Consider the following 21,207-nt stretch of genomic DNA (forward strand, 5'->3'; position numbering starts at 1 on the left):
GCCGCGAAGCGGCCCCAGCTTTCCACTGGTAGACTGTCGGCCTCGCATCAGGCACTCGAACATGTCTACCCGCTTCCATGACCTTCCCCAGGCGCCATTACAGCCCTTCGAGCTTGCTTGGCTGAAACGCGCCGGCATCGATGCCGCCATCCTGCGCCTGGATCTGATCGACCCTTTGGTCAGCGGCAACAAGTGGTTCAAGCTGCGCCACCACCTGCTGCACGCTCACGCGTCGGGCGCCGCCGGGCTGATCAGCCTGGGCGGCAGCCATTCCAACCACCTCCATGCCCTGGCCGCTGCCGGCAAGCGCTTCGGTTTCGCCACCGTCGGCCTGTTGCGCGGCCATCCCCAGGACACCCCCACGGTGCTTGATCTGCAGGCGTTGGGGATGCAATTGCACTGGCTTGGCTACGCAGGCTACCGTGCCCGGCATGACGCCGGCTTCTGGGCACCCTGGCAAGCACGGTACCCCGGCTGGCACTGCATCCCCGAAGGCGGTGGCGGGCAGGCCGGTGCGCAGGGGTGTGCGTTGATCGTCGAGCAGGCCAAGGCCCAGTTGGGCACAGTGGGGTGGTCGGACTATGACGCCTGGTGGCTGGCCGCTGGCACCGGGACCACCCTGGCCGGCCTGGTGCTGGCCGAAGGCGGCGCGCACAGGGTGCATGGCGCCCTGGCAGTGCCCCTGGACCATGGTGTGCCCGAGACCATAACGGCGCTCGCCGGTACGCGCGGCTACCAGTTGCACGATGCTTGCCGAAAGGGGTTTGCCAGGCTCGACGATGAGCTGCTGGCATTCATAGAAGACACCGAAGGCAGCACGGGGATACCTTTCGAGGCGCTCTACACCGGCAAGGCATTGATGGCCCTGCGTGCGCAGGCCGAGGCCGGGCTGTTCGAGCCTGGCACTCGCCTGATCTTCGTGCACACCGGTGGCCTGCAGGGCCGACGCGGTTACTTGTAGGGCAGCATGCGCAGCAGCGTGTTATCGCGCACGACGTAGTGGTGATAAAGCCCAGCCAGCGCGTGCAGGCCGATCAACCAATACCCCCAGCTGCCTACGCGTTCATGCCAGCCCTTGATGAACTTGGCCAGGTCCGGGTTCGCGCCGATCAGATGTGGCAGCTCCAGGCCATAGAAGGGCACCGGCTTGTCGGCGGCGCTGAGGATCAGCCAGCCGGCCAGCGGCAAGCCGATCATCAACAGGTACAGCGCCAGGTGCATCAGGTGGGCAAGCCCGGTCTGCCAGGCGGGAGGCTTGGGCACAATGGGCGGCGCAGGGCGTACCAGGCGCACGGCCAGGCGCAGCCAGACCAGCATGAACACCGTCAGGCCGAGCATGAAGTGCAGGTCTTTCATCAGGTTGCGCTCGGCGCTGTCCTTGGGGAACAGGCCACGCAACTCGATGCAGGCGTAGACAGCAGCCAGCAGCACCAGCATCAGCCAGTGCAGGGCGATGGACAGGCGTGCGTAGTGGGGCGCGGGGCTGGATGAAGCCATGGGTGGTCCTCGTCATCAGGTCGAAAGTGGCGCTCTTGGCGGCGCTCAGAGGTAACTGTAATCGTTGCTGGAATAAAATCTTTGCGCTGGGTCGATGAAATCGTGTTTGCGGCCTGGGCCGGCGAGTTACCCGCGCAGGGCTAGGTGCGGCCAGCTGTCTGCCACCAGAAACACCCGAGCCACTTCCTGCCAATCGCCATGCGGGCCGGGTTCGAGCCTGACCAGCATCTGTGCCGGTGCCTGCGGGTCAAGCAGCTCAAGCCATTGCGCGAACTGTGGCAGGGTCCAGACTTGATCGGCCTCGAACCTTGCCGGCGCCAGCCAGGCATGGCGGGGCAGGGGCTGCCAGCGCTGCGCCTCGGCCATTGCCCAATCCCGCCGGCGCAACCACCGCCCACGCAGGTGCAGCGGGTTGGCCCCCTCAGGCGATTCGGCGTGCCCGGGCCACGGATAGAACAGATACCCTGCCAGCCACAGGTGGGCCTGGACTTGGCCAATGCCCAGCCCGGCCAGCGCCTCACGGCTTTGCGCGTCGCCCGACATGGGCAACTGGTGCCCGGCCAGGTGCGCCAGCTTGGTGCCCAGCCGGTCATGGCAACCCGGCCCGAGCCACTGCGCCGGGTCATGGCCTGGGCCGTCCGTGGGCCCCAGGTAAAGCTTTATGGCCAGCTCCAGGTGGTGGGTACCGTCGGCGTCGCGCAGCACAATGTCCAGCTCGCCCAGCGTGCGCCCACTGCTGCGGATCGCCAGGTTGGCCGCCAGCAGCTCGACACCGGGCGCCTGGCCCAGGGCGAACTGCCACAGGCCTTCGTAATAAAGGCCCAGGCGCCGGCTGGTGCTGTTTGCCAGCCACTCACGCAGGGGCTGGTCGTCGGCATCCAGCGCCTGTAGCCAGTCTTTGAGGCGCTGCGGGTCTGCCGCCCAGGCGCTGCCTGCCAGCGGATGGCGCTGAGGGCAGGGCGGTGTGCTCAGCAGCGGTGGCGACAGCAGCGTCCAGGCCAGGTCGCGCACGGCGGGGCGGCGCAATTGGCGAGGCAGGTCATGGAGTTCAGCGAAAGGCATCATGCTGCGAGCATAGCCGGTTTGCCGCTGCCCGGTCGTTTCGCCCATAATCGCGGCATAGTCACCCGCCGCAGAGCCTTGCAGGAGCCCCATGGAGCAATTTCGCAATATCGGTATCATCGGCCGCCTTGGCAGCTCGCAGGTGCTCGACACCATTCGCCGACTGAAAAAATTCCTCATCGAGCGCCACCTGCACGTGATCCTCGAGGACACCATTGCCGAAGTGCTGCCTGGCCACGGCCTGCAGACCTCCACGCGCAAGCTGTTGGGCGAAGTCTGTGATCTGGTCATCGTCGTCGGCGGTGACGGTAGCCTGCTCGGCGCCGCCCGTGCTTTGGCCCGGCACAACATCCCGGTCCTGGGGATCAACCGCGGCAACCTGGGCTTTCTCACCGATATCCGCCCGGACGAGCTGGAAGAAAAGGTCGCCGCAGTGCTCGACGGCCACTACCTGGTGGAAAATCGCTTCCTGCTTCAAGCCGAGGTGCGCCGCCACCACGAGGCCATCGGCCAGGGCGATGCGCTCAATGATGTGGTGCTGCATCCGGGCAAGTCGACGCGGATGATCGAGTTCGAGATCTACATCGACGGCCAGTTCGTCTGCAGCCAGAAGGCCGACGGCCTGATCGTCGCCACCCCGACCGGCTCGACCGCCTACGCGCTGTCGGCTGGCGGCCCGATCATGCACCCCAAGCTCGACGCCATCGTCATCGTGCCCATGTACCCGCACACCCTGTCCGGCCGCCCGATCGTGGTCGACGGCAACAGCGAGCTGAAGATCGTGGTGTCCAAGGACCTGCAGATCTACCCGCAGGTATCCTGCGACGGCCAGAACCACTTCACCTGTGCCCCCGGCGATACCATCACCGTGAGCAAGAAACCGCAGAAACTGCGCCTGATCCACCCGCTGGGCCACAACTACTACGAGGTCTGCCGCACCAAGCTCGGTTGGGGCAGCCGCTTGGGGGGCAGGGACGACTGATGTTCGATCCGGCGCGAAGTTTCGACATCATCGGTGACGTGCATGGCTGTGCGCTGACCCTCGAACGCCTGCTCGACACCCTCGGCTACAAGCGTGTCGGCGGCGTCTGGTGCCACCCGCGGCGTCAGGCGCTGTTCCTTGGCGACATCGTCGACCGCGGCCCGCGTATCCGCGAGGCGCTGCACATCGTCCACGACATGGTCGAGGCCGGCCAGGCCTTCTGCATCATGGGCAACCATGAGTACAACGCCCTGGGCTGGGTAACCCCGGCGCTGCCCGGCAGCGGCAAGGCCTATGTGCGCGAGCACACCCCACGCCACGCCCGCCTGATCGACGAGACCCTGACCCAGTTCGCCCACCACCCCGGTGACTGGCACGATTTTCTGCAGTGGTTCTACGACATGCCGCTGTTCCTCGACGCCGGGCGGTTCCGCCTGGTGCATGCCTGCTGGGACCCGCGGCTGATCGAACCCTTGCGCCAGCAATACCCGGACGGGCGCATCGACGAGCACTTCATCCAGGCCTCGGCCGTGCCCGGCAGCTTCGCCTCCACGGTCTGCAACCGTCTGTTGCGCGGCACCGACATGCGCCTGCCGGACGGCCTGACACTGACCGGCGGCGATGGCCTGACCCGCGCCTTCTTCCGGACCAAGTTCTGGGAAGAAGACCCGAAGACCTACGGCGATATCGTCTTCCAACCGGACGCGCTGCCCGATGAGGTCGCCCGCACGCCGCTCAGCCACACCGAGAAGAATGCCTTGCTACGCTATGGCGAAGAGGAGCCGCTGCTGTTCGTCGGCCATTACTGGCGCAGCGGCCGCCCGGCACCGATACGCCCCAACCTGGCCTGCCTGGACTACAGTGCGGTGCTGTACGGCAAGCTGGCGGCCTATCGGCTGGATGATGAAACCCGGATCGACCCGCACAAGTTCGTCTGGGTCGACGTCGATCGACCGCAGGCCAATCAATGAATATCGTCGAAGTGATACGCCTGCCGCTGTCGGTCGACCTCAGCGGCTTCGTCCACCTGTTGCAGCGCCTGCAGGTGCCGCACCGGGTCAGCGAAGAAGGCGAGGTGCAGGTGCTCTGGGCCCCGGAAACCATGGCTGAAGATGTTCTTCAACTGTACCAGCGCTACCCTGACGGCAACGCTGATGTCGAGCTTGCGCAGCCGCCTGTGGACGCTGGCTCGCCGGCGAAAGGGCCGACCCTGGCCGAGCAGGCGAAAGCCTGCAAGGTAACCGCCGCCGTCCTCTTCCTGTGCCTGATCGTCGCCGGCCTGACCGGCCTGGGCGATAACCTCACCACCATCAGCTGGTTCACCTTCCTCGACTACCGCGTCCAAGGTGACTACCTGCACTTCACCCCGCTGGCCCAAGGCCTCGCCGAAGGCCAATGGTGGCGCCTGGTGTCGCCGATGCTGCTGCACTTCGGCGTCTTGCACCTGGCCATGAACGGCATGTGGTACTGGGAACTGGGCAAGCGCATCGAACTGCGCCAGGGCCCTTGGTCGCTGGCTGGCCTGACCTTGCTGTTCAGCCTGGTATCCAACCTTGCCCAGCACTACACCAGTGGCCCGAGCCTGTTCGGCGGCCTGTCCGGGGTGCTGTACGGCTTGCTCGGGCATGTCTGGCTGTACCAGTGGCTGGCGCCCAACCCACACTTCAGCCTGCCCAAGGGCGTGCTGGTGATGATGCTCATCTGGCTGGTCATTTGCCTGACCGGTGTGGTCGGCCAACTCGGTTTTGGCCAGATCGCCAACGCCGCGCACGTCGGCGGGCTGCTCATCGGATGCCTGACGGGCCTCTTGGGTGGTGCGCTGGCGCGGCGTAAACTGTCCGCTTGATTTAGGAGACGCTATGTCCACGTTCGCGCAAATGATCGAAAACATCACGCCGGAAATCTACGAAAGCCTGAAAACGGCCGTGGAGATCGGCAAATGGTCCGATGGCCGCAAGCTCACCCCCGAGCAGAAGGAACTGTCGCTGCAGGCGGTGATCGCCTGGGAGATGAAGAACCTGCCAGAAGACCAGCGTACCGGCTACATGGGGCCTCAGGAGTGCGCATCGAAGTCTGCGCCGATCCCTAACATTCTGTTCAAGTCGGACTCGGTACATTGATCGAACTCGCTCGTGGCTCATTGAGCAAGATGGCGGTAAGCCTGGAAGCACCCGTGGTGCAGTACAGTTTTCGCCTGGATGACACCCAGGTGCCAGTCAACCCGCTGATCGGCCAGACCCTGCGCCTGCACTACCTCGGCGCCATTCACTGCAGCCATTGTGGCAAACGCACCAAGACCAGCTTCAGCCAGGGTTACTGCTACCCCTGCATGACCAAGCTGGCCCAGTGCGACATGTGCATCATGGCGCCGGAACGCTGCCACTACGACGCCGGCACCTGCCGCGAGCCGTCCTGGGGCGAGCAGTTCTGCATGACCGATCACGTGGTCTACCTGGCCAACTCGTCCGGGGTCAAGGTTGGCATCACCCGCGCTACGCAGTTGCCCACCCGCTGGCTTGACCAGGGGGCGAGCCAGGCGCTGCCGATCATGCGTGTGGCGACCCGCCAGCAATCGGGCCTGGTCGAAGACGTATTGCGCAGCCAGGTGCCGGACCGCACCAACTGGCGCGCGCTGCTCAAGGGCGACGCCGAGGTGCTCGACCTGGTGGCCATTCGCGAGCAGCTCTTCGATGCCTGCGCCGATGGCCTGCGCGATCTGCAGGCGCGCTTCGGCCTGCAGGCGATCCAGCCGCTGCCCGATGCCGAAGTGGTGCACATGAAATACCCGGTCCATGCCTACCCGAAAAAGATCGTCAGTTTCAACCTCGACAAGGACCCGGTGGTGGAAGGCACGCTGCTGGGCATCAAGGGGCAGTACCTGATCTTCGATACCGGCGTGATCAATATTCGCAAGTACACGGCCTACCAGATGGCCGTGCTCCAGTAAAAAGGACCTGCACATGCGTACCGAACAACCGCAAGTGATCTACCTCAAGGACTACCAGGCGCCCGATTACCTGATCGACGAGACGCACCTGACCTTCGAGCTGTTCGAGGACCACACGCTGGTCCATGCGCAACTGGTCATGCGCCGCAACCCGGCACGCGGTGCCGGCCTGCCGCCACTGGTGCTCGACGGCCAGCAGCTCGAACTGCTGCGCGCCTCGCTGGACGATCAGCAACTGCAGGCCAGCGACTACCAGCTCGAAGCCGACAGCCTGACGCTGCACCCCAAGGCCGAGCGTTTCATCCTGGACACCAGCGTCAAGATCCACCCCGAGAGCAACACCGCGCTGGAAGGCCTGTACAAGTCCGGCAAGATGTTCTGCACGCAGTGTGAGGCCGAGGGTTTCCGCAAGATCACCTACTACCTCGACCGCCCGGACGTGATGAGCACCTTCACCACCACGGTGATCGCCGAGCAGCATCGCTACCCGGTGCTGCTGTCCAACGGCAACCCGATCGGCACTGGCCCGGCTGAAGATGGCCGTCACTGGGCGACCTGGGAAGATCCGTTCATGAAACCGGCCTATCTGTTCGCGCTGGTGGCCGGTGACCTGTGGTGCGTCGAGGACACCTTCGTGCGCCAGTCCGGGCGCGATGTGACCCTGCGCATCTATGTCGAGCCGGAGAACATCGACAAGTGCGACCACGCCATGGTCAGCCTGAAGAAGTCCATGCGCTGGGATGAGGAAGTCTATGGCCGTGAATACGACCTGGACATCTTCATGATCGTCGCGGTCAACGACTTCAACATGGGCGCCATGGAAAACAAGGGCCTGAACATCTTCAACTCCAGCTGCGTACTGGCCCGCGCCGAAACCGCCACCGATGCCGCCCACCAGCGGGTCGAGGGTGTGGTTGCCCACGAGTATTTCCACAACTGGTCGGGTAACCGCGTGACCTGCCGCGACTGGTTCCAGCTGTCGCTCAAGGAAGGCTTCACGGTGTTCCGCGATGCCGAATTCAGCGCTGACATGAACTCGCGCACGGTCAAGCGCATCGAGGACGTCGCCTACCTGCGGACCCACCAGTTCGCCGAAGACGCAGGGCCCATGGCCCACCCGGTGCGCCCGGACAGTTTCATCGAGATTTCCAACTTCTACACCCTGACCGTGTACGAGAAGGGCGCCGAAGTGGTGCGCATGGTCCGTACCCTGCTGGGCGCCGAGGGTTTCCGCAAGGGCAGCGACCTGTACTTCGAACGCCATGATGGCCAGGCGGTGACCACCGACGATTTCATCAAGGCCATGGAAGACGCCAACGGCGTCGACTTCACCCAGTTCAAGCGCTGGTACAGCCAGGCGGGCACCCCGCGTCTGGAGGTCAGCGAGGTCTACGACGCCACGGCACGCACCTACAGCCTGACCTTCCGCCAGAGCTGCCCGCAGACGCCGGACAAGGCCGAGAAGCTGCCGTTCGTGATCCCGGTCGAGCTGGGCCTGCTCGATGCCGAGGGCAATGACCTGCCTCTGCGCCTGGCCGGTGAGGCCGCCGCGGTGGGCACTGTCCGCGTGCTGTCGGTGACCGAGGCTGAGCAGACCTTCACGTTCGAAGGTATCCAGGCCAAGCCGCTGCCATCGCTGCTGCGCGGCTTCAGTGCGCCGGTGAAGCTGAGCTTCCCGTATGACCGGGACCAGCTGATGTTCCTGATGCAGCACGACAGCGATGGCTTCAACCGCTGGGAAGCGGGCCAGCAGTTGGCTGTACAGGTGCTGCAGGAGCTGATCGGCCAGCATCAGCGTGGTGAAGCGCTGCAGCTTGACCAACGCCTGATCACGGCACTGGGCACGGTGCTGGGCAACGAATCCCTGGACGCCGCGATGGTTTCCGAGATGCTGTCGTTGCCGGGCGAAGCCTACCTGACCGAGATCAGCCAGGTGGCCGATGTCGACGCGATCCACGCGGCACGCGAGTTCGCCCGCCGGCAGATCGCCGAGCAGCTGTTCGATGGCCTGTGGGCGCGCTACCAGGCGCACCGCGAGGTGTCGCGCAACACCGCCTACGTCGCCGCGGCCGAGCACTTCGCCCGTCGCAGCCTGCAGAACATCGCCCTGTCGTACCTGATGCTCAGCGGTAAGGCGCAGGTGCTGGAAGCGACCCTGGAGCAGTTCGAGCACTGCGACAACATGACCGAGCGCCTGACCGCGCTGGCCGTGCTGGTCAACTCGCCGTTCGAGGCGGAGCGCGCCAAGGCGCTGGAAACCTTTGCCGAGCACTTCAAGGACAACCCACTGGTCATGGACCAGTGGTTCAGCGTGCAGGCCGCCAGCACGCTGCCGGGCGGGCTGGCGCGGGTCAAAGCGCTGATGCAGCACCCGGCGTTCACCTTGAAGAACCCGAACAAGGTGCGGGCGCTGATCGGTGCCTTTGCCGGGCAGAACCTGGTCAACTTCCATGCCGCCGATGGCTCGGGCTATCGCTTCCTGGCGGACTTGGTGATCGAGCTCAATGCGCTGAACCCGCAGATCGCTTCGCGTCAACTGGCGCCGCTGACCCGCTGGCGCAAGTATGACGACGCGCGCCAGGCGTTGATGAAGGGCGAGCTGGAGCGGATTCTCGCTTCCGGGGCGCTGTCCAGCGATGTCTATGAGGTGGTGAGCAAGAGCTTGGCGTGAAGCCTTGGCTGCCCACAAGTAATGCACATGGCTTCAGTGCGGTGCATTACTTGTGGGTGCGACTGTCTTGCCGGCGATCCAGTGCAGCGGTGAATGGCACTGGCTTCACCGGTGATCGCCGGCAAGCCGGCTCCCACAGGGATTTGGACCGGCTCGGCTCCCACAGGGATCTGGACCGGCTTTGAAATTGGGCAAGAAGCTTGCTTCCACAGGCAAAGCGCAGGCCTGAAGCACTGCGCGATCGTGGTGGGAGCCGGCTTGCCGGCGATTGGGCTGTGCAACAGCCCTCCGTGTCTGGTTAACAAAACATAACGTCCTGCTCGTTGTGTTCCCGCAATCATCCCCGCTACGATGGCCCGAAGCTATTGCAGGCCTCTACTACAGGGTTTTCGCAGTACCTGCAAGGCACAGACCCACCAAGAACAACAAACAGGGGATGGTCATGAGGGAGCGGGTGATGACGCATGCCAGGCGCAGTGCCTGGCCGTTGGCGGCCAGCGCAATGCTGGCGCTGGCACTGGCGATGTGGGCGGGGAGCACGCAAGCCGCCGCTGCCCAGGAGTATTCCACCGAATCGGCAAAGGCCAGCCAGAGCCTGCTGATCGACGCCGCTCATGCTGGCAAGCGCCTGGTGGTGGTGGGCGATCGCGGCCACATTCTGTTCTCCGATGACCAAGGCAAGACCTGGACCCAGGCCCGGGTGCCTACCCGGCAATTGCTCACCGCAGTGTTCTTCGTCGACGACAAGCGTGGCTGGGCAGTCGGGCACGACGCGCAGATTCTCGCCAGCAACGATGGCGGTGCGACCTGGAGCAAGCAGTTCGAAGACCTTGCCCGTGAAGCCCCGCTGCTCGATGCCACTTTCCTCGATGCCCAGCACGGCTTTGCCGTGGGCGCCTACGGTGCATTGCTGGAAACCCGCGACGGCGGCCAGCACTGGCAGGACGTCGCCGAGCGCCTGGACAACCCCGACCAGATGCACCTCAACGGTATTGCCCAGATCAGGGATGCCGGCCTGTTCATCGTCGGCGAGCAGGGCAGCATGTTCCGCTCCAGCGACAGCGGGCAGAGCTGGAGCAAGGTCGACGGGCCCTACGAGGGCTCGCTGTTCGGCGTGATCGGCACCGCCCAGCCGCAGACGTTGTTGGCCTATGGCCTGCGCGGCAACCTGTTCCGCTCCACGGACTTCGGCGACAGCTGGCAGCCGATCGAACTCAAGGCCGCACGCGGCAACCTCGAATTCGGCCTGGCCAGCGCTACGCTTCTGGATGATGGCAGCCTGGTATTGGTCGGTAATGGCGGCAGCGTGCTGCGCAGCATCGATGACGGGAAGCGCTTCACGGTCTACAACCGCGCCGACCGTATCGCCTTGGCCGGCGTCAGTGGCCTGGCCAATGGTGGCTTGCTGCTGGTAGGGCAGGGTGGTGTCCACCTGGCCACCGCTGAAGGAGCCGACCAGGCAGCCCAGGAGCCTCGCCCATGACCAGTCGAGAGAACATCATGCATCCCCACCACCAGGACAAGCCCACGCTGCTGGAACGCCTGATTTTCAACAACCGCCCGATGGTCATCGCCCTGTGCGTGCTGGTGAGCATCTTCCTGTTCTGGCAGGCCTCGCAGATCCGCCCCTCGACCAGCTTCGAGAAGATGATCCCGCTCGAACACCCGTTCATCGAGCAGATGATGGCGCACCGCAACGACCTGGCCAACCTCGGCAACACCGTGCGCATTTCGGTCGAGGCGGTCAACGGCGACATTTTCGACAAGGACTACATGGAGACCCTGCGCCAGATCCATGACGAGGTGTTCTACATCCCCGGCGTCGACCGTGCGGGCCTCAAGTCGTTGTGGAGCCCCAGCGTGCGCTGGAGTGAAGTCACCGAGGAGGGGTTCTCCGGCGGTGAAGTCATCCCCAATACGTACGACGGTTCGCAGGACAGCCTCGACTCACTGCGCGACAACGTGCTCAAGTCCGGCCAGGTCGGGCGCCTGGTGGGCAACAACTTCAAATCCAGCATCGTCGATGTACCTTTGCTGGAAAGCTACCCCGATCCGCAAGACCCCGGTAAGCAGGTCAAGCTGGACTATCAGCAGTTCTCGCATCTGCTCGAGGAGAAAATCCGCGACAAGTTCCAGGCACAGAACCCCAATGTGAAGGTGCACATCGTCGGCTTCGCCAAAAAGGTCGGTGACCTGATCGACGGCCTGGTGATGGTGGCGATGTTCTTTGGTGTCGCGCTGGTCATCACCTGGGTCTTGCTCTACTGGTTCACCTGGTGCATCCGCAGCACCATCGCCGTGCTGATCACCACCTTGGTGGCAGTGGTCTGGCAATTGGGCCTGATGCATGTGGTGGGCTTTGGCCTGGACCCTTACTCGATGCTGGTGCCATTCCTGATCTTCGCCATCGGCATTTCCCATGGGGTGCAGAAGATCAACGGCATCGCCCTGCAGTCCAGTGACGCCGAGAATGCCCTGACCGCCGCCCGGCGCACCTTCCGCCAGCTGTTCCTGCCCGGGATGATCGCCATTCTCGCCGACGCCGTGGGCTTCATTACCCTGCTGATCATCGACATCGGCGTGATCCGCGAACTTGCCATCGGTGCGTCGATCGGCGTGGCGGTCATCGTTTTCACCAACCTGATCCTGCTGCCGGTCGCGATTTCCTATATCGGCATCAGCAAAAAGGCCATCGAGCGCAGCAAGAAGGACGCCACCCGTGAGCACCCGTTCTGGCGCCTGCTGTCGAATTTCGCCAGTGCCAAGGTGGCGCCGGTGTCCATTGCCCTGGCCCTGGTCGCCTTCGCTGGCGGCTTGTGGTACAGCCAGAACCTGAAAATCGGCGACCTCGACCAGGGCGCGCCGGAGCTGCGCCCGGACTCGCGCTACAACCAGGACAACAACTTCATCATCAGCAACTACTCGACCAGCTCCGATGTGCTGGTGGTGATGGTCAAGACGCCCGCCGAAAGCTGCTCGATCCACTCGACCATGGCACCGATCGACGAGCTGATGTGGACCATGGAAAACACCCCCGGCGTGCAGTCGGCGATCTCCCTGGTGACGGTGTCCAAGCAGGTGATCAAGGGCATGAACGAGGGCAGCCTGAAATGGGAAACCTTGTCGCGCAACCCTGACATCCTCAACAACTCCATCGCCCGCGCCGACGGCCTGTACAACGCCGACTGCTCGCTGGCACCGGTGCTGGTGTTCCTCAACGACCACAAGGCCGAAACCCTCGAGCGGGTCACCAGCGCTGCCAAGGCGTTTGCCGAAAGCCACGACAAGGACGGCTTGCAGTTCCTGCTGGCGGCGGGCAACGCCGGGATCGAGGCTGCGACCAACGAGGTGATCAAGTCGGCCGAGCTGACCATCCTGATCCTGGTGTACATCTGCGTGGCGGTGATGTGCCTGATCACCTTCCGCTCCTTTGCTGCCACTTTGTGCATCGTCCTGCCGCTGGTGCTGACCTCGGTGCTGGGCAATGCGCTGATGGCATTCATGGGGATCGGCGTGAAGGTCGCCACCTTGCCCGTGGTGGCGCTGGGCGTGGGTATCGGTGTCGACTACGGCATCTACATCTACAGCCGTCTGGAAAGCTTCCTGCGTGCCGGCCTACCGCTGCAGGAGGCCTATTACCAAACCCTGCGTTCGACCGGCAAGGCGGTGCTGTTCACCGGCCTGTGCCTGGCCATCGGCGTGTGCACCTGGATCTTCTCGGCCATCAAGTTCCAGGCCGACATGGGGCTGATGCTGACCTTCATGCTGCTGTGGAACATGTTCGGTGCGCTGTGGCTGCTGCCGGCGCTGGCGCGGTTCCTGATCAAGCCCGAGAAGATGGCAGGCAAGCAGGGCGGTTCGATCTTCGCCCATTGAGTGCGGGGGGCCGCTTTGCGGCCCATCGCTGGCAAGCCAGCCCACAAGGCCTGTGGAAGCCGGCTTGCCGGCGATCACCTGTGAAGCCGGTGCCATGCAACGCAGGGTCAAGGTTATAATGCCGGCTCACTTGCAATGGGTACCCCCATGTCCTCCCTCACCACCGCCCTCGCATCCTGCGACATGCTACTGATCGACGGCCTCCACGCCTTCGACTTCACCCTCGATGCAACAGGCCTGACGGTCGAATGCATGGACGGCCGCCAACACCGTCGCTGGACCTTCACTGCCGAACAGGTCGCCGCCGCCATCGGTGCCGGTGACGAGTGGCAACTGCACGATGCCCAGGGTGAGCATCGTCTAGTCTGTATGAGTGCCTTTCGCGCCCCGGATGAAGAAGAACACCATGAACCGGACTTGGACGAGCCTGCTGACCGCTAGCCTCATGACCCTGACTTTCACTACCCAGGCTGCCACGCTGCTGGTGGGCAGTTACACCGATGGCGCCAGCCAAGGTATCTACCGCTACCTGTTCGACAGCAAGACTGGCCGTATCGACCCCACGCCGCAGCAGGTGGTCAAGAGCGTCAGCCCGTCGTGGCTGGTACTCTCGGCCGACCAGCGGCAACTGTTCACGGTCAACGAAACGCCGCAGGGCCATGCGAGCAGTTTCAGTGTGAACGGCAACGGCGAGATCAAGCCGCTCAACCAGGTGGCCAGCCGTGGCGATGAACCGACACACGCCAGCCTGAGCCGCGACCAGCGTTACCTGTTCGTCGCCAACTATGCTGTCGCCCCCGACCCGGGCGGCAGCCTGGTGGTGATCCCGGTGGCCAAGGACGGCAAGCTCAAGGAGGTGGTGCAACAAGCGCGGCACAAGGCCAGCGGCGTCAACCCCGAGCGCCAGGCCGGTGCCCATGTGCACGCCGTGGTGCTGTCGCCCGATGGCAGCCACCTGTATGCCAGCGACCTGGGCGCGGACAAGGTGTTCATCTACCGCTACGACGGCGCCAGCGTCGACCGGCCCCTGAGCGCTGCGATACCGGCGTCCGTCGAGCTGCCGCCCGGCAGCGGCCCGCGTCATCTGTTGTTCGATGCCAAGGGGCGGCATGCCTACCTGACACTGGAAATGAGCGCCGAAGTGGTCGTGTTCGATGTCGACGACGCTGCGCTGCACGAACGCCAGCGCCTGCCGCTGACCGAGCAGAAAGACGCTGCGGCCAAGGCGGCGGGCGGACTGCACCTGTCGGCAGACGGGCGCTTCCTGTATGTCAGCAACCGTGGCACAGCCAACGAGATCGTGGTTTTCAGCGTGGGCAAAGAGGACGGCCAATTGGCCTTTTTGCAGCGCCGTTCGGTAGAGGGCGACCACCCACGGGAGTTCGCGCTGGACCCAAGCGACAACTTCCTGCTGGTGGCCAACCAGAAGAGCAACCAGATCGTGGTCATCCGCCGCGACCCGCGTACTGGCAAGCTCGGTGAAACCGTGCAGACCTTGCCACAGGACGCGCCTTCGGACCTGAAGTTTATCGATTGACTATCGATGGACGTGATAATCCCTACCACCGCAATGAATTTCTGTGGCGGACCTCAGCGGCGTAAGTTTGACCCAAGGCCCAGACGGGCCAACGTCAAACCACCGAAGTCGAGGTCAGCCCAGATGAACTTCAATCTTTTCCCGGTCATCGCCGCATCCGCCCTTTCCGCCTCAGTCGTGCTGCCGGCGCATGCCCAGGCTGATTCCCGCAACAAGGTAACCGCCACCCACAGCTATACCGAGCAGTACCTGCGCCAGAGCGCCCATTTTCATGCGGCCTTGAGCGCTAAACACAACCTGTGAGCCCTGCGCGAACCGCGACAGGCGCGGGCCAACTCACTTGGCCATCACCGCCTTGAACAGCTCAGACGCCAACCACCTCTCCAGCCAGCTCCGCACACGCGGATAAGCCGCCTCGGCGAACCACTGCGGTTCGACCCCGGCAAACTGGCGCATCAGGGGCAACAGCGCGGCGTCGACCAGGCTTGCATGGCTGGCCAGCAGGTAAGGCCGGCCTTCTAGCAGCTGCTCAAGCTCGGCCAGCCAGGCCTCGGCCTGCTGGCGGTAGTGTTCGCGCGTGTGCTCGGGGTATCGCTCGGCATATTTGTACAGGTTGACCTGCGCTTTGAACTCGCTGTCGTTGCGGGCAATAAGCCGTTCAGCCTGTCGCGCGGCGGCAGGGTCGGCTTGCAACCGCCAGTCCTGCGGGTCATTGCGCTCGAGCGCCCAGCGCATGATGTCCAGGCTTTCCTCCAGCACGCCTTCACCGGTATCGAGCACCGGTACCGTCCCCTTGGGTGACAAAGCCAGCAAGGCGGCCGGCTTGTTCTTCATCGCCACTTCGTGGATGTGCACCTCGCACCCGGCATAGTGCAGGGCCAGGCGCGCTCGCATGGCCCAAGGGCAGCGGCGGAAGGAGAAAAGAATCACCCGCACACCTCGACATCACTCAGGCCATTGCCCTGGCGACGCACCTGGATCTGCACCGGAATACGCTCGTGCATCTCTTGTACGTGGGAAATGACCGCGACCTTGCGCCCCTGCGCCTGCAGACCGTCGAGGGCGTCCATGGCCAACTGCAGCGACTCAGGATCGAGGCTGCCGAACCCCTCGTCGATGAACAGCGACTCGATACGCAGGGTGCTTGAGGCCATTGACGCCAGGCCCAGGGCAAGCGCCAGCGAGACCAGGAAGGTTTCACCGCCAGACAAGGAGTGCACAGAGCGCAGTTCGTCGCCCATTTCGGTGTCCAGCACCAGCAACCCCAGGGCGCTGCCGCCACGTTTCAGGCGGTAGCGCCGCGCCAGTTGGCGCAACTGGGCGTTGGCATGGTGCAGCAGCAGGTCGAGGTTGTAGCCCTGGGCGATCTTGCGGAACACATCGCCAGAGGCTGAGCCGATCAGCGCATTCAGGCGTGCCCAGCGTTGCCACTGTTGGTGGGCCTGTTCGATTTCGCAGGCAAGGGCCTGGTACGCCTGCTGGCGACGCTGGTCGTCAGCCTGCTGCGCGCGCAACTCGGCGCATTGCTGTTCCTGAGCGGTCAGTTGCTCGGCAAGGCCGGCCAGTGCTTGCTCAAGGTCTTCGCCATGCAGGTCACCCTGTGCCTGAGCGGCGTGCTGCTGCAGGCGCTGTTCACGTTCCTGGAGCAGCACGCGGCCTTGCTCGATGGCGTTTTCTGCTGCCTGCAGCTGCTGGCGCAGGGTACTGAGCTGGTTATCGTCCATGGCCAGCAGGCGGTCCAGCCCGCTGTCATCCAGTTCGGGATGTTCGCTGCGCCATTGCGCGACTGCGTGCTGAAGCTGCTGGCACTCCTGCTCCAGCGCCTGCTGGCGCTGGGTATTGGCCTTCAACTCCGCGGCCAATTGCACGCCCTGGTTGCGCAGCGCCTGCAGGCGCTCTGCGGTTTCGGCATCGAGGGCGCGGGCCTGTTCCAGCTGCGCTTCGAGGTGGTGTTGCCACGCTTCGGCGCTGCTATGGTCGCCGAGCAGCGTGGCCAGCTCCGCCTGGGCCTGCAGGCGCTGCGCTTGGAGGGCGTCGAGGGTGTGCTGCAGGTGTTGCTGAGCCTGCAGGCGCGTCTGCTGCTGGTCGCGTAGCTTGTCCAGTTGCAGTTGACGCGCGTGCTGCTCGTCCTGCTCGTCCTTGCGCTGCTCCAGCTGTTGCAGGCGCTGCGCGATCTGCTGGTCGAGGCTGAGGAAGGCATTGGCCGGATCATCACTCAAGGCCTTCAGCACTTCGGCCGGCAGCACATTGGCCAAGTCATCGAGGCCTTGTTGCAGATGCTGTTCATCGTTGGCCAGGGCCTGGTGCTGTTGCTCCAGGTGGCGCTGGGCCTCTTGCTGCGCCTGCTGCGCGGCCTGCAATTGCTGGGTGAGGCGGGCGGCGTCTTTTTGCAGGGCGAGCAGGGCGCTTTGACGCTTCTCGTCCTTTTTGATCTCATCGTCCAGGCGCTGCAGCTGGCTGTCCAGCCACGCGGTACGGGCCTTGTCGTCCTGTGGCGCCAGGGCAGGCCAGAGGGGGTGCGACTGTACCTGTGCAACCAGCGGCTGCAACTGTTCGCCTAGCTGCGCCTGTTGCTGTTGATGGTCCTTGAGCTGGGCGTTGACCACACCAAGCTGCGTGCGCAGTTCCACCAGTTTGCCGTTGAGCGTTTCGACGTGCTTTTGCGCAGCATCCACTTCGGCCTGGTCATGTCGGCCCAAACTCTGCAGCAGAGCCTCAGGCTGGTGGAACGGATGTTCAGCGCTGCCACAGACCGGGCACGCTTCGCCGTCGCGCAGTTGGCCGCGCAGTTCTTCGACGCTGGTATTGCGTGCCAGGCGCTGACGCTCCAGCAACTGGCGTGTGAGGTTGAGCGCCTGCTCGGCCGCTTCCAGCTCCGCCTTGGCTGCGGTGCCTTCACCGATCAGCTGTTGGCGTTGCTGCATGGCCTGCTGGTGACGTTCTCGCAGCCCCTCCAGCTGACTGCGCAGCTCCTGCTCGCGGCCATGCAGGCGCGACAGTTCTTCGACCGCCCGCTGCTGTTTGCGATTGTCCTGCAGCATGTTGCCGAGCAGGTCGATTTGCTCCGCCAGCGCCTGCGGCTCCGCTTTGGCTTCGCGGAACATCAGCTCGAACGCGTCATGCTGGGCCTGCCACTGTGCGTTGGCCTCGCTGGCGCGCGCCTGCAGGCCAGGCAGCTCCTCACGGCCTTTGCTCAGGCGCCCGCCAATCACCATGACTTGCTTGAGTTGCGGCAGGTAGGCCTGCCAGGCATTGGCCAGGCCGGCCAGGTGCTGGCTGTCTGCCAAGGCCGTGTCGATCTGCGCCAGCTGTTGCAGGCTGCGCTGCTGGTGTTCATCCAGTTGCTGCAACTGTTGCTGGCCTTCGGCGACGTGCAGGTCGGCCTGCTCCCTGGCGGTGCGTTGCGCCTCCAGCTCAGTGTCGAGGCGCGCCAGGCTGTCCTGGCCGGCAAACGCCTGGCGCAGGCGCGGGGCACTGTCGCTGTGCTTCGCCTGGCTGTCGGCCAGTGCCTGGCGCGCGGCTACCAGCGCCTGCTCCAGCGCCTGGGTGTGCCCCTGCAGCTCAGCTTGCAGCTGTTGTTGCTCGGCAATCTGCGCCGCCAACGGCGTCAGCTGTGCGGTCAGTACTTGCTGGCGATGGAACTGGTGCCGTTGCGGTGCCAGGCGTTCCAGGCGCTGCAGGTCGAGGCGTTGCTCGGCCATGGCTTGCCAGTTCTGCTCGGCAGCGTGCAGGGCGGCGCCGGCTTCGCTGAGTTGCGTCTGCAACAGGCGTTGCTCGTTGAGCCAGGTGCGCTGTTGCTCCAGCTGGCGCTGGCGGGCTTGCTCGGCCTTGAAGTGTTGCTGCGCCTGCTCCAGACGCGTGTCCAGCTCGATTCGGGCTTCGGCGGCCATCGGCAGCAGGTGGCTGGCACGGTCTTTCAGCGCGTTGTGCGCCTCGCCGGCTTCGCGGGCCTTGCTGAAGGCACGCTGGCCCAGGCGCGTGTAGATCGCGGTGTTGGTGAGTTTTTCCAGCAGCTCGCTGCGTTCTTTGTCGTCGGCCTTGAGAAAGGCGCCGAATTCACTCTGGGCCAGCATCACAGCACGGGTGAACTGCTCGAAGTTGAGCCCCAGACGGGTTTCGATCAGTTGCTTGTATTCGTTCTTGCCACTGCCCAGCACCTGCTCACTGTCCAGGTCATAGAGGCTCTGACGGCTGGACTGCAGCTTGCCATTGGCCTTGTCACGGGCACGGTTGGCTTCCCAGCGCGCGCGGTAGCGGTGGCCGTCGATGCCGACGAAATCGACCTCGGCAAAGCCGCTGCCGGTGCCGCGGCGCAGCAGGTTGCGCGGGTCCGAGGTGGGGATTTCGCCATCGGCATCTGGCACCTTGGCTTCGCGGCCAATGTCATTGAGCCGCGGCACAGTGCCGAACAGCGCCAGGCACAGGGCGTCGAGCAAGGTGCTCTTGCCGGCACCGGTAGGCCCGGTGATGGCGAACAGGCCTGCGCTGGCCAGGGGTTCGGCGGTGAAGTCGATGTCGACCGGGCCGGCCAGGGATGCCAGGTTCTTCAGGCGGATGGCGAGAATCTTCATGGCTGTTCCTCTTCCAGCTGGACGTCCTGCAGCAGCAGGGCGAAGTCGGCCAGGGCCTGCTCGTCGGCGGGGTTGCCATAAGCCTGTTCCCAAGCGCGGCTGAACAGATCCTGCGGGGTCATCTGCGACAGTTCGACGAACTCAAGCTCGCTTTCCTCATCATTGCCACGGCCGGCATATTCGGCGCTGATGCGGATCAGCCGCACCGCCTTGCCATGCAGGGCGCTTTCGATCTGCTGGCGCAGGTCTGGCTGCGGCTCGTCCAGCAGCACGCGCACTTCGAGCCACGGCTGGCGGTTGGGGTCGTCGAGCAGGTCTATCACCGGCAGTTCGGCAAGCTGCTCCAGCAGTTCGCCCAAGGGCGCAGGGCCGATGCGCTGCAGGGCCACGGCGCGCGGCACCGGGCGCGGTTCGACGCTGACCAGCTCGGCGCCGTCGAGCTCGACTTCCAGCACCTGGTGCGGGTAGTTGATTTCGGCGAACGACAGTGGGATCGGCGAGCCGCTGTAGCGGATGCGGGTTTCGCGGTTGACCTTCTGCGGCTTGTGCAGGTGGCCCAGGGCAACGTAGCTGATGGCCTTGTCGAACAGTTTGGCCGGAAGCGCTTCGGCGTTACCGATGATCAGGCTGCGCTCGGAGTCTTCGGACACCGCGCCGCCTGCCATGTGCGCGTGGCTGATGGCGACCAGCGCCTGGTCCTTCTTGCGTTTTTTCTGCGCGGCCGCGATCAATTGCTGGTGCACCTGGTTGATGCCCTGCAGGTAGTCGTCACCCAACTGCGGGCCGGTGACTTCGGCTGGGCGCAAAAAAGGCAGCGCCAGGCACCAGGCTGCGACCTTGCCGCGGCCGTTGGTCAGCGGGATCAGCAGGCGTTCGGCGTCCAGCTGGCCCTCATCCAGCCAGTGCACGCGCCCTAGCGCGTGGGTGCGCAGGCGCCGCATGAGCGCGGCAGGTAGCTCGATGCGCGAGCCGGAGTCATGGTTGCCGGCGATCATCACGATGTCCAGCTTCGGCTGTTGCTCGTGGGCCTGGACGATGAAGTCGTACAGCCGCTCCTGAGCTTTGACCGGCGGGTTGACCGTGTCGAAGATGTCGCCGGCGATCAGCAGCGCGTCGGGCTGGCGCAAGCGCAGCTGGCCGAGCAGCCAGTCGAGGAAGCAGGCGTGTTCGAAGTCGCGTTCCTGGCCGTGCAGGCTTTGGCCCAGGTGCCAGTCGGAGGTGTGAAACAGACGCATGGATGACCTGTTGGATTGGGACATGAAGGCTTCGGTGCTTGGCGTCATGACAGCGCCAAGGTGGCCTTCGAAGAAGGGCGGTATGGTAACTCAAGTGGCTTGGCGATTGTCTGGAGCCTGGCCGTGTTCGGTGCATTCAAAGGGCGGGGCAGTGCGCTACAAGGGCAATCAATTCTGCGAACGGGTCGACATAGTGGCCATCTGCTTGCTTGATGCCAGCCATCGCCGATGATCTAATCCCTTGCCCCGGCCGCGGCGCGTGCAGTGCTGCGGGTGTGGGCTACTGGATCCCATCTGAAAAGGAATTTTTATGCAAAGCACGCCACAAATCCAGGCCGACTACGCCAACCTCAAGCCTAAATGGCAGGAGCGGTTCGCCTTCTTCGATCAGCACGGCGGCCCACGTGAAGCGACCTACAAAGCGGCGTTCCGCGCTTTGCCGTTTCGCAAGAAACTGTTGATCAACAACAATTTCCTCGGATTCTTCTTTGGCCCGATCTACTGGTTCGTCCTGGGCATGTGGAAGAAGAACCTGGTCATGCTGGCCATCATCATTGGCGTCGGGCTGCTTGAAGGCGTGTACGAGGCTGCCACGGGTAATGCAGTGCCTCGGGCGCTGGATCAAGGCTTCAGTGTGGCCTTTGCCGTGTTGTACGGCATGTTGACCAATTACGCTTATTACCTGAAACAGACCAAAGGCGAGCAGGGCTGGAACCCGTTTCAGGGTCACCGCTTCATCTGATCGCTCAGGGTTGTCGCAGAGCGGGAGCAGCCAGGATCGCATCCTGGTTTGGACGGGCTTGTCTGACGTGCGCTACAGCACGCTAGA

Annotated in this window: 18 protein-coding genes; 13 read left to right on the plus strand and 5 right to left on the minus strand. The window is 64.2% G+C overall.

The features are described 5' to 3' along the window. Nucleotides 1–61 precede the first annotated feature (61 nt). Nucleotides 62–961: a 1-aminocyclopropane-1-carboxylate deaminase/D-cysteine desulfhydrase gene (locus ACIPZC_RS11545; protein ID WP_400626999.1), complete on the plus strand. Its 900-nt coding sequence runs from the start codon at nt 62–64 to the stop codon at nt 959–961. Here the strand turns inward: ACIPZC_RS11545 and ACIPZC_RS11550 are convergent. Next, the gene (locus tag ACIPZC_RS11550; protein ID WP_241803079.1) at nt 952–1,497 is read right to left on the minus strand and encodes a cytochrome b; all 546 of its coding nucleotides are present in this window, start codon (nt 1,495–1,497) and stop codon (nt 952–954) included. The two genes, ACIPZC_RS11545 and ACIPZC_RS11550, sit on opposite strands and share 10 nt — an antisense overlap. A 126-nt stretch (nt 1,498–1,623) precedes the next feature. Further along, nucleotides 1,624–2,607: a DUF1853 family protein gene (locus tag ACIPZC_RS11555; RefSeq protein ID WP_400627242.1), complete on the minus strand. Its 984-nt coding sequence runs from the start codon at nt 2,605–2,607 to the stop codon at nt 1,624–1,626. A gap of 43 nt (nt 2,608–2,650) precedes the next feature. On the opposite strand from ACIPZC_RS11555, the gene ACIPZC_RS11560 reads away from it, so the two are divergent. From ACIPZC_RS11560 to ACIPZC_RS11610, 11 genes are all read left to right on the plus strand, one after another. After that, nucleotides 2,651–3,541 (plus strand): NAD(+) kinase, encoded by an 891-nt coding sequence (locus ACIPZC_RS11560; protein ID WP_241803080.1) that lies wholly within the window; start codon nt 2,651–2,653, stop codon nt 3,539–3,541. Then, nucleotides 3,538–4,512 carry a metallophosphoesterase gene (locus ACIPZC_RS11565; protein WP_400627244.1) on the plus strand — a complete coding sequence of 325 codons (975 nt, stop codon included), beginning with the start codon at nt 3,538–3,540 and terminating at the stop codon, nt 4,510–4,512. The genes ACIPZC_RS11560 and ACIPZC_RS11565 overlap by 4 nt, the downstream gene beginning before the upstream one ends. After that, complete coding sequence (locus tag ACIPZC_RS11570; RefSeq protein ID WP_400627002.1) at nt 4,509–5,387, plus strand: rhomboid family intramembrane serine protease; 879 nt, start codon at nt 4,509–4,511, stop codon at nt 5,385–5,387. Before ACIPZC_RS11565 ends, ACIPZC_RS11570 begins: the two co-directional genes overlap by 4 nt. 13 nt (nt 5,388–5,400) lie before the next feature. Continuing rightward, nucleotides 5,401–5,661 carry a YeaC family protein gene (locus ACIPZC_RS11575; protein WP_241803082.1) on the plus strand — a complete coding sequence of 87 codons (261 nt, stop codon included), beginning with the start codon at nt 5,401–5,403 and terminating at the stop codon, nt 5,659–5,661. Continuing rightward, nucleotides 5,658–6,488: a DUF2797 domain-containing protein gene (locus tag ACIPZC_RS11580; RefSeq protein WP_400627004.1), complete on the plus strand. Its 831-nt coding sequence runs from the start codon at nt 5,658–5,660 to the stop codon at nt 6,486–6,488. The genes ACIPZC_RS11575 and ACIPZC_RS11580 overlap by 4 nt, the downstream gene beginning before the upstream one ends. Before the next feature lie 13 nt (nt 6,489–6,501). Beyond that, the gene (gene pepN, locus ACIPZC_RS11585) at nt 6,502–9,159 is read left to right on the plus strand and encodes an aminopeptidase N (protein WP_400627006.1); all 2,658 of its coding nucleotides are present in this window, start codon (nt 6,502–6,504) and stop codon (nt 9,157–9,159) included. A gap of 442 nt (nt 9,160–9,601) precedes the next feature. Then, entirely contained in the window at nt 9,602–10,642 is a 1,041-nt protein-coding gene (locus ACIPZC_RS11590; protein ID WP_400627008.1) for a WD40/YVTN/BNR-like repeat-containing protein, read from the plus strand. A 17-nt stretch (nt 10,643–10,659) separates the two neighbouring features. Beyond that, entirely contained in the window at nt 10,660–13,035 is a 2,376-nt protein-coding gene (locus ACIPZC_RS11595) for an RND family transporter (RefSeq protein ID WP_400627246.1), read from the plus strand. 147 nt (nt 13,036–13,182) lie between these two features. Further along, entirely contained in the window at nt 13,183–13,476 is a 294-nt protein-coding gene (locus ACIPZC_RS11600) for a DUF5629 family protein (protein ID WP_267822171.1), read from the plus strand. Beyond that, the gene (locus tag ACIPZC_RS11605) at nt 13,442–14,572 is read left to right on the plus strand and encodes a lactonase family protein (RefSeq protein WP_400627011.1); all 1,131 of its coding nucleotides are present in this window, start codon (nt 13,442–13,444) and stop codon (nt 14,570–14,572) included. Before ACIPZC_RS11600 ends, ACIPZC_RS11605 begins: the two co-directional genes overlap by 35 nt. A gap of 123 nt (nt 14,573–14,695) precedes the next feature. Next, on the plus strand, nt 14,696–14,875 hold the full coding sequence (locus ACIPZC_RS11610; RefSeq protein WP_400627013.1) for a hypothetical protein: 180 nt from the start codon (nt 14,696–14,698) through the stop codon (nt 14,873–14,875). A 33-nt stretch (nt 14,876–14,908) separates the two neighbouring features. Here ACIPZC_RS11610 and ACIPZC_RS11615 read toward each other — a convergent pair whose 3' ends face one another. Genes ACIPZC_RS11615 through ACIPZC_RS11625 form a run of 3 tightly spaced genes read right to left on the minus strand, consistent with a single transcriptional unit; the run spans nt 14,909 to nt 20,378 of the window. After that, nucleotides 14,909–15,502 carry a glutathione S-transferase gene (locus tag ACIPZC_RS11615; protein ID WP_267822177.1) on the minus strand — a complete coding sequence of 198 codons (594 nt, stop codon included), beginning with the start codon at nt 15,500–15,502 and terminating at the stop codon, nt 14,909–14,911. Then, a complete protein-coding gene (locus ACIPZC_RS11620; protein ID WP_400627016.1) occupies nt 15,499–19,143 on the minus strand; it encodes an AAA family ATPase in 3,645 nt (1,214 codons plus the stop codon). The genes ACIPZC_RS11615 and ACIPZC_RS11620 overlap by 4 nt, the downstream gene beginning before the upstream one ends. Next, on the minus strand, nt 19,140–20,378 hold the full coding sequence (locus ACIPZC_RS11625; RefSeq protein ID WP_241803091.1) for an exonuclease SbcCD subunit D C-terminal domain-containing protein: 1,239 nt from the start codon (nt 20,376–20,378) through the stop codon (nt 19,140–19,142). Before ACIPZC_RS11625 ends, ACIPZC_RS11620 begins: the two co-directional genes overlap by 4 nt. 310 nt (nt 20,379–20,688) lie before the next feature. Here ACIPZC_RS11625 and ACIPZC_RS11630 point away from each other — a divergent pair, with 310 nt between their 5' ends. After that, a complete protein-coding gene (locus tag ACIPZC_RS11630; RefSeq protein ID WP_241803095.1) occupies nt 20,689–21,120 on the plus strand; it encodes a DUF2628 domain-containing protein in 432 nt (143 codons plus the stop codon). Nucleotides 21,121–21,207 lie beyond the last annotated feature (87 nt).

Origin of the sequence: Pseudomonas sp. NPDC089743 (assembly GCF_044748785.1) — a bacterium.
GTDB classification, from domain to species: Bacteria; Pseudomonadota; Gammaproteobacteria; order Pseudomonadales; family Pseudomonadaceae; genus Aquipseudomonas; species Aquipseudomonas putida_X.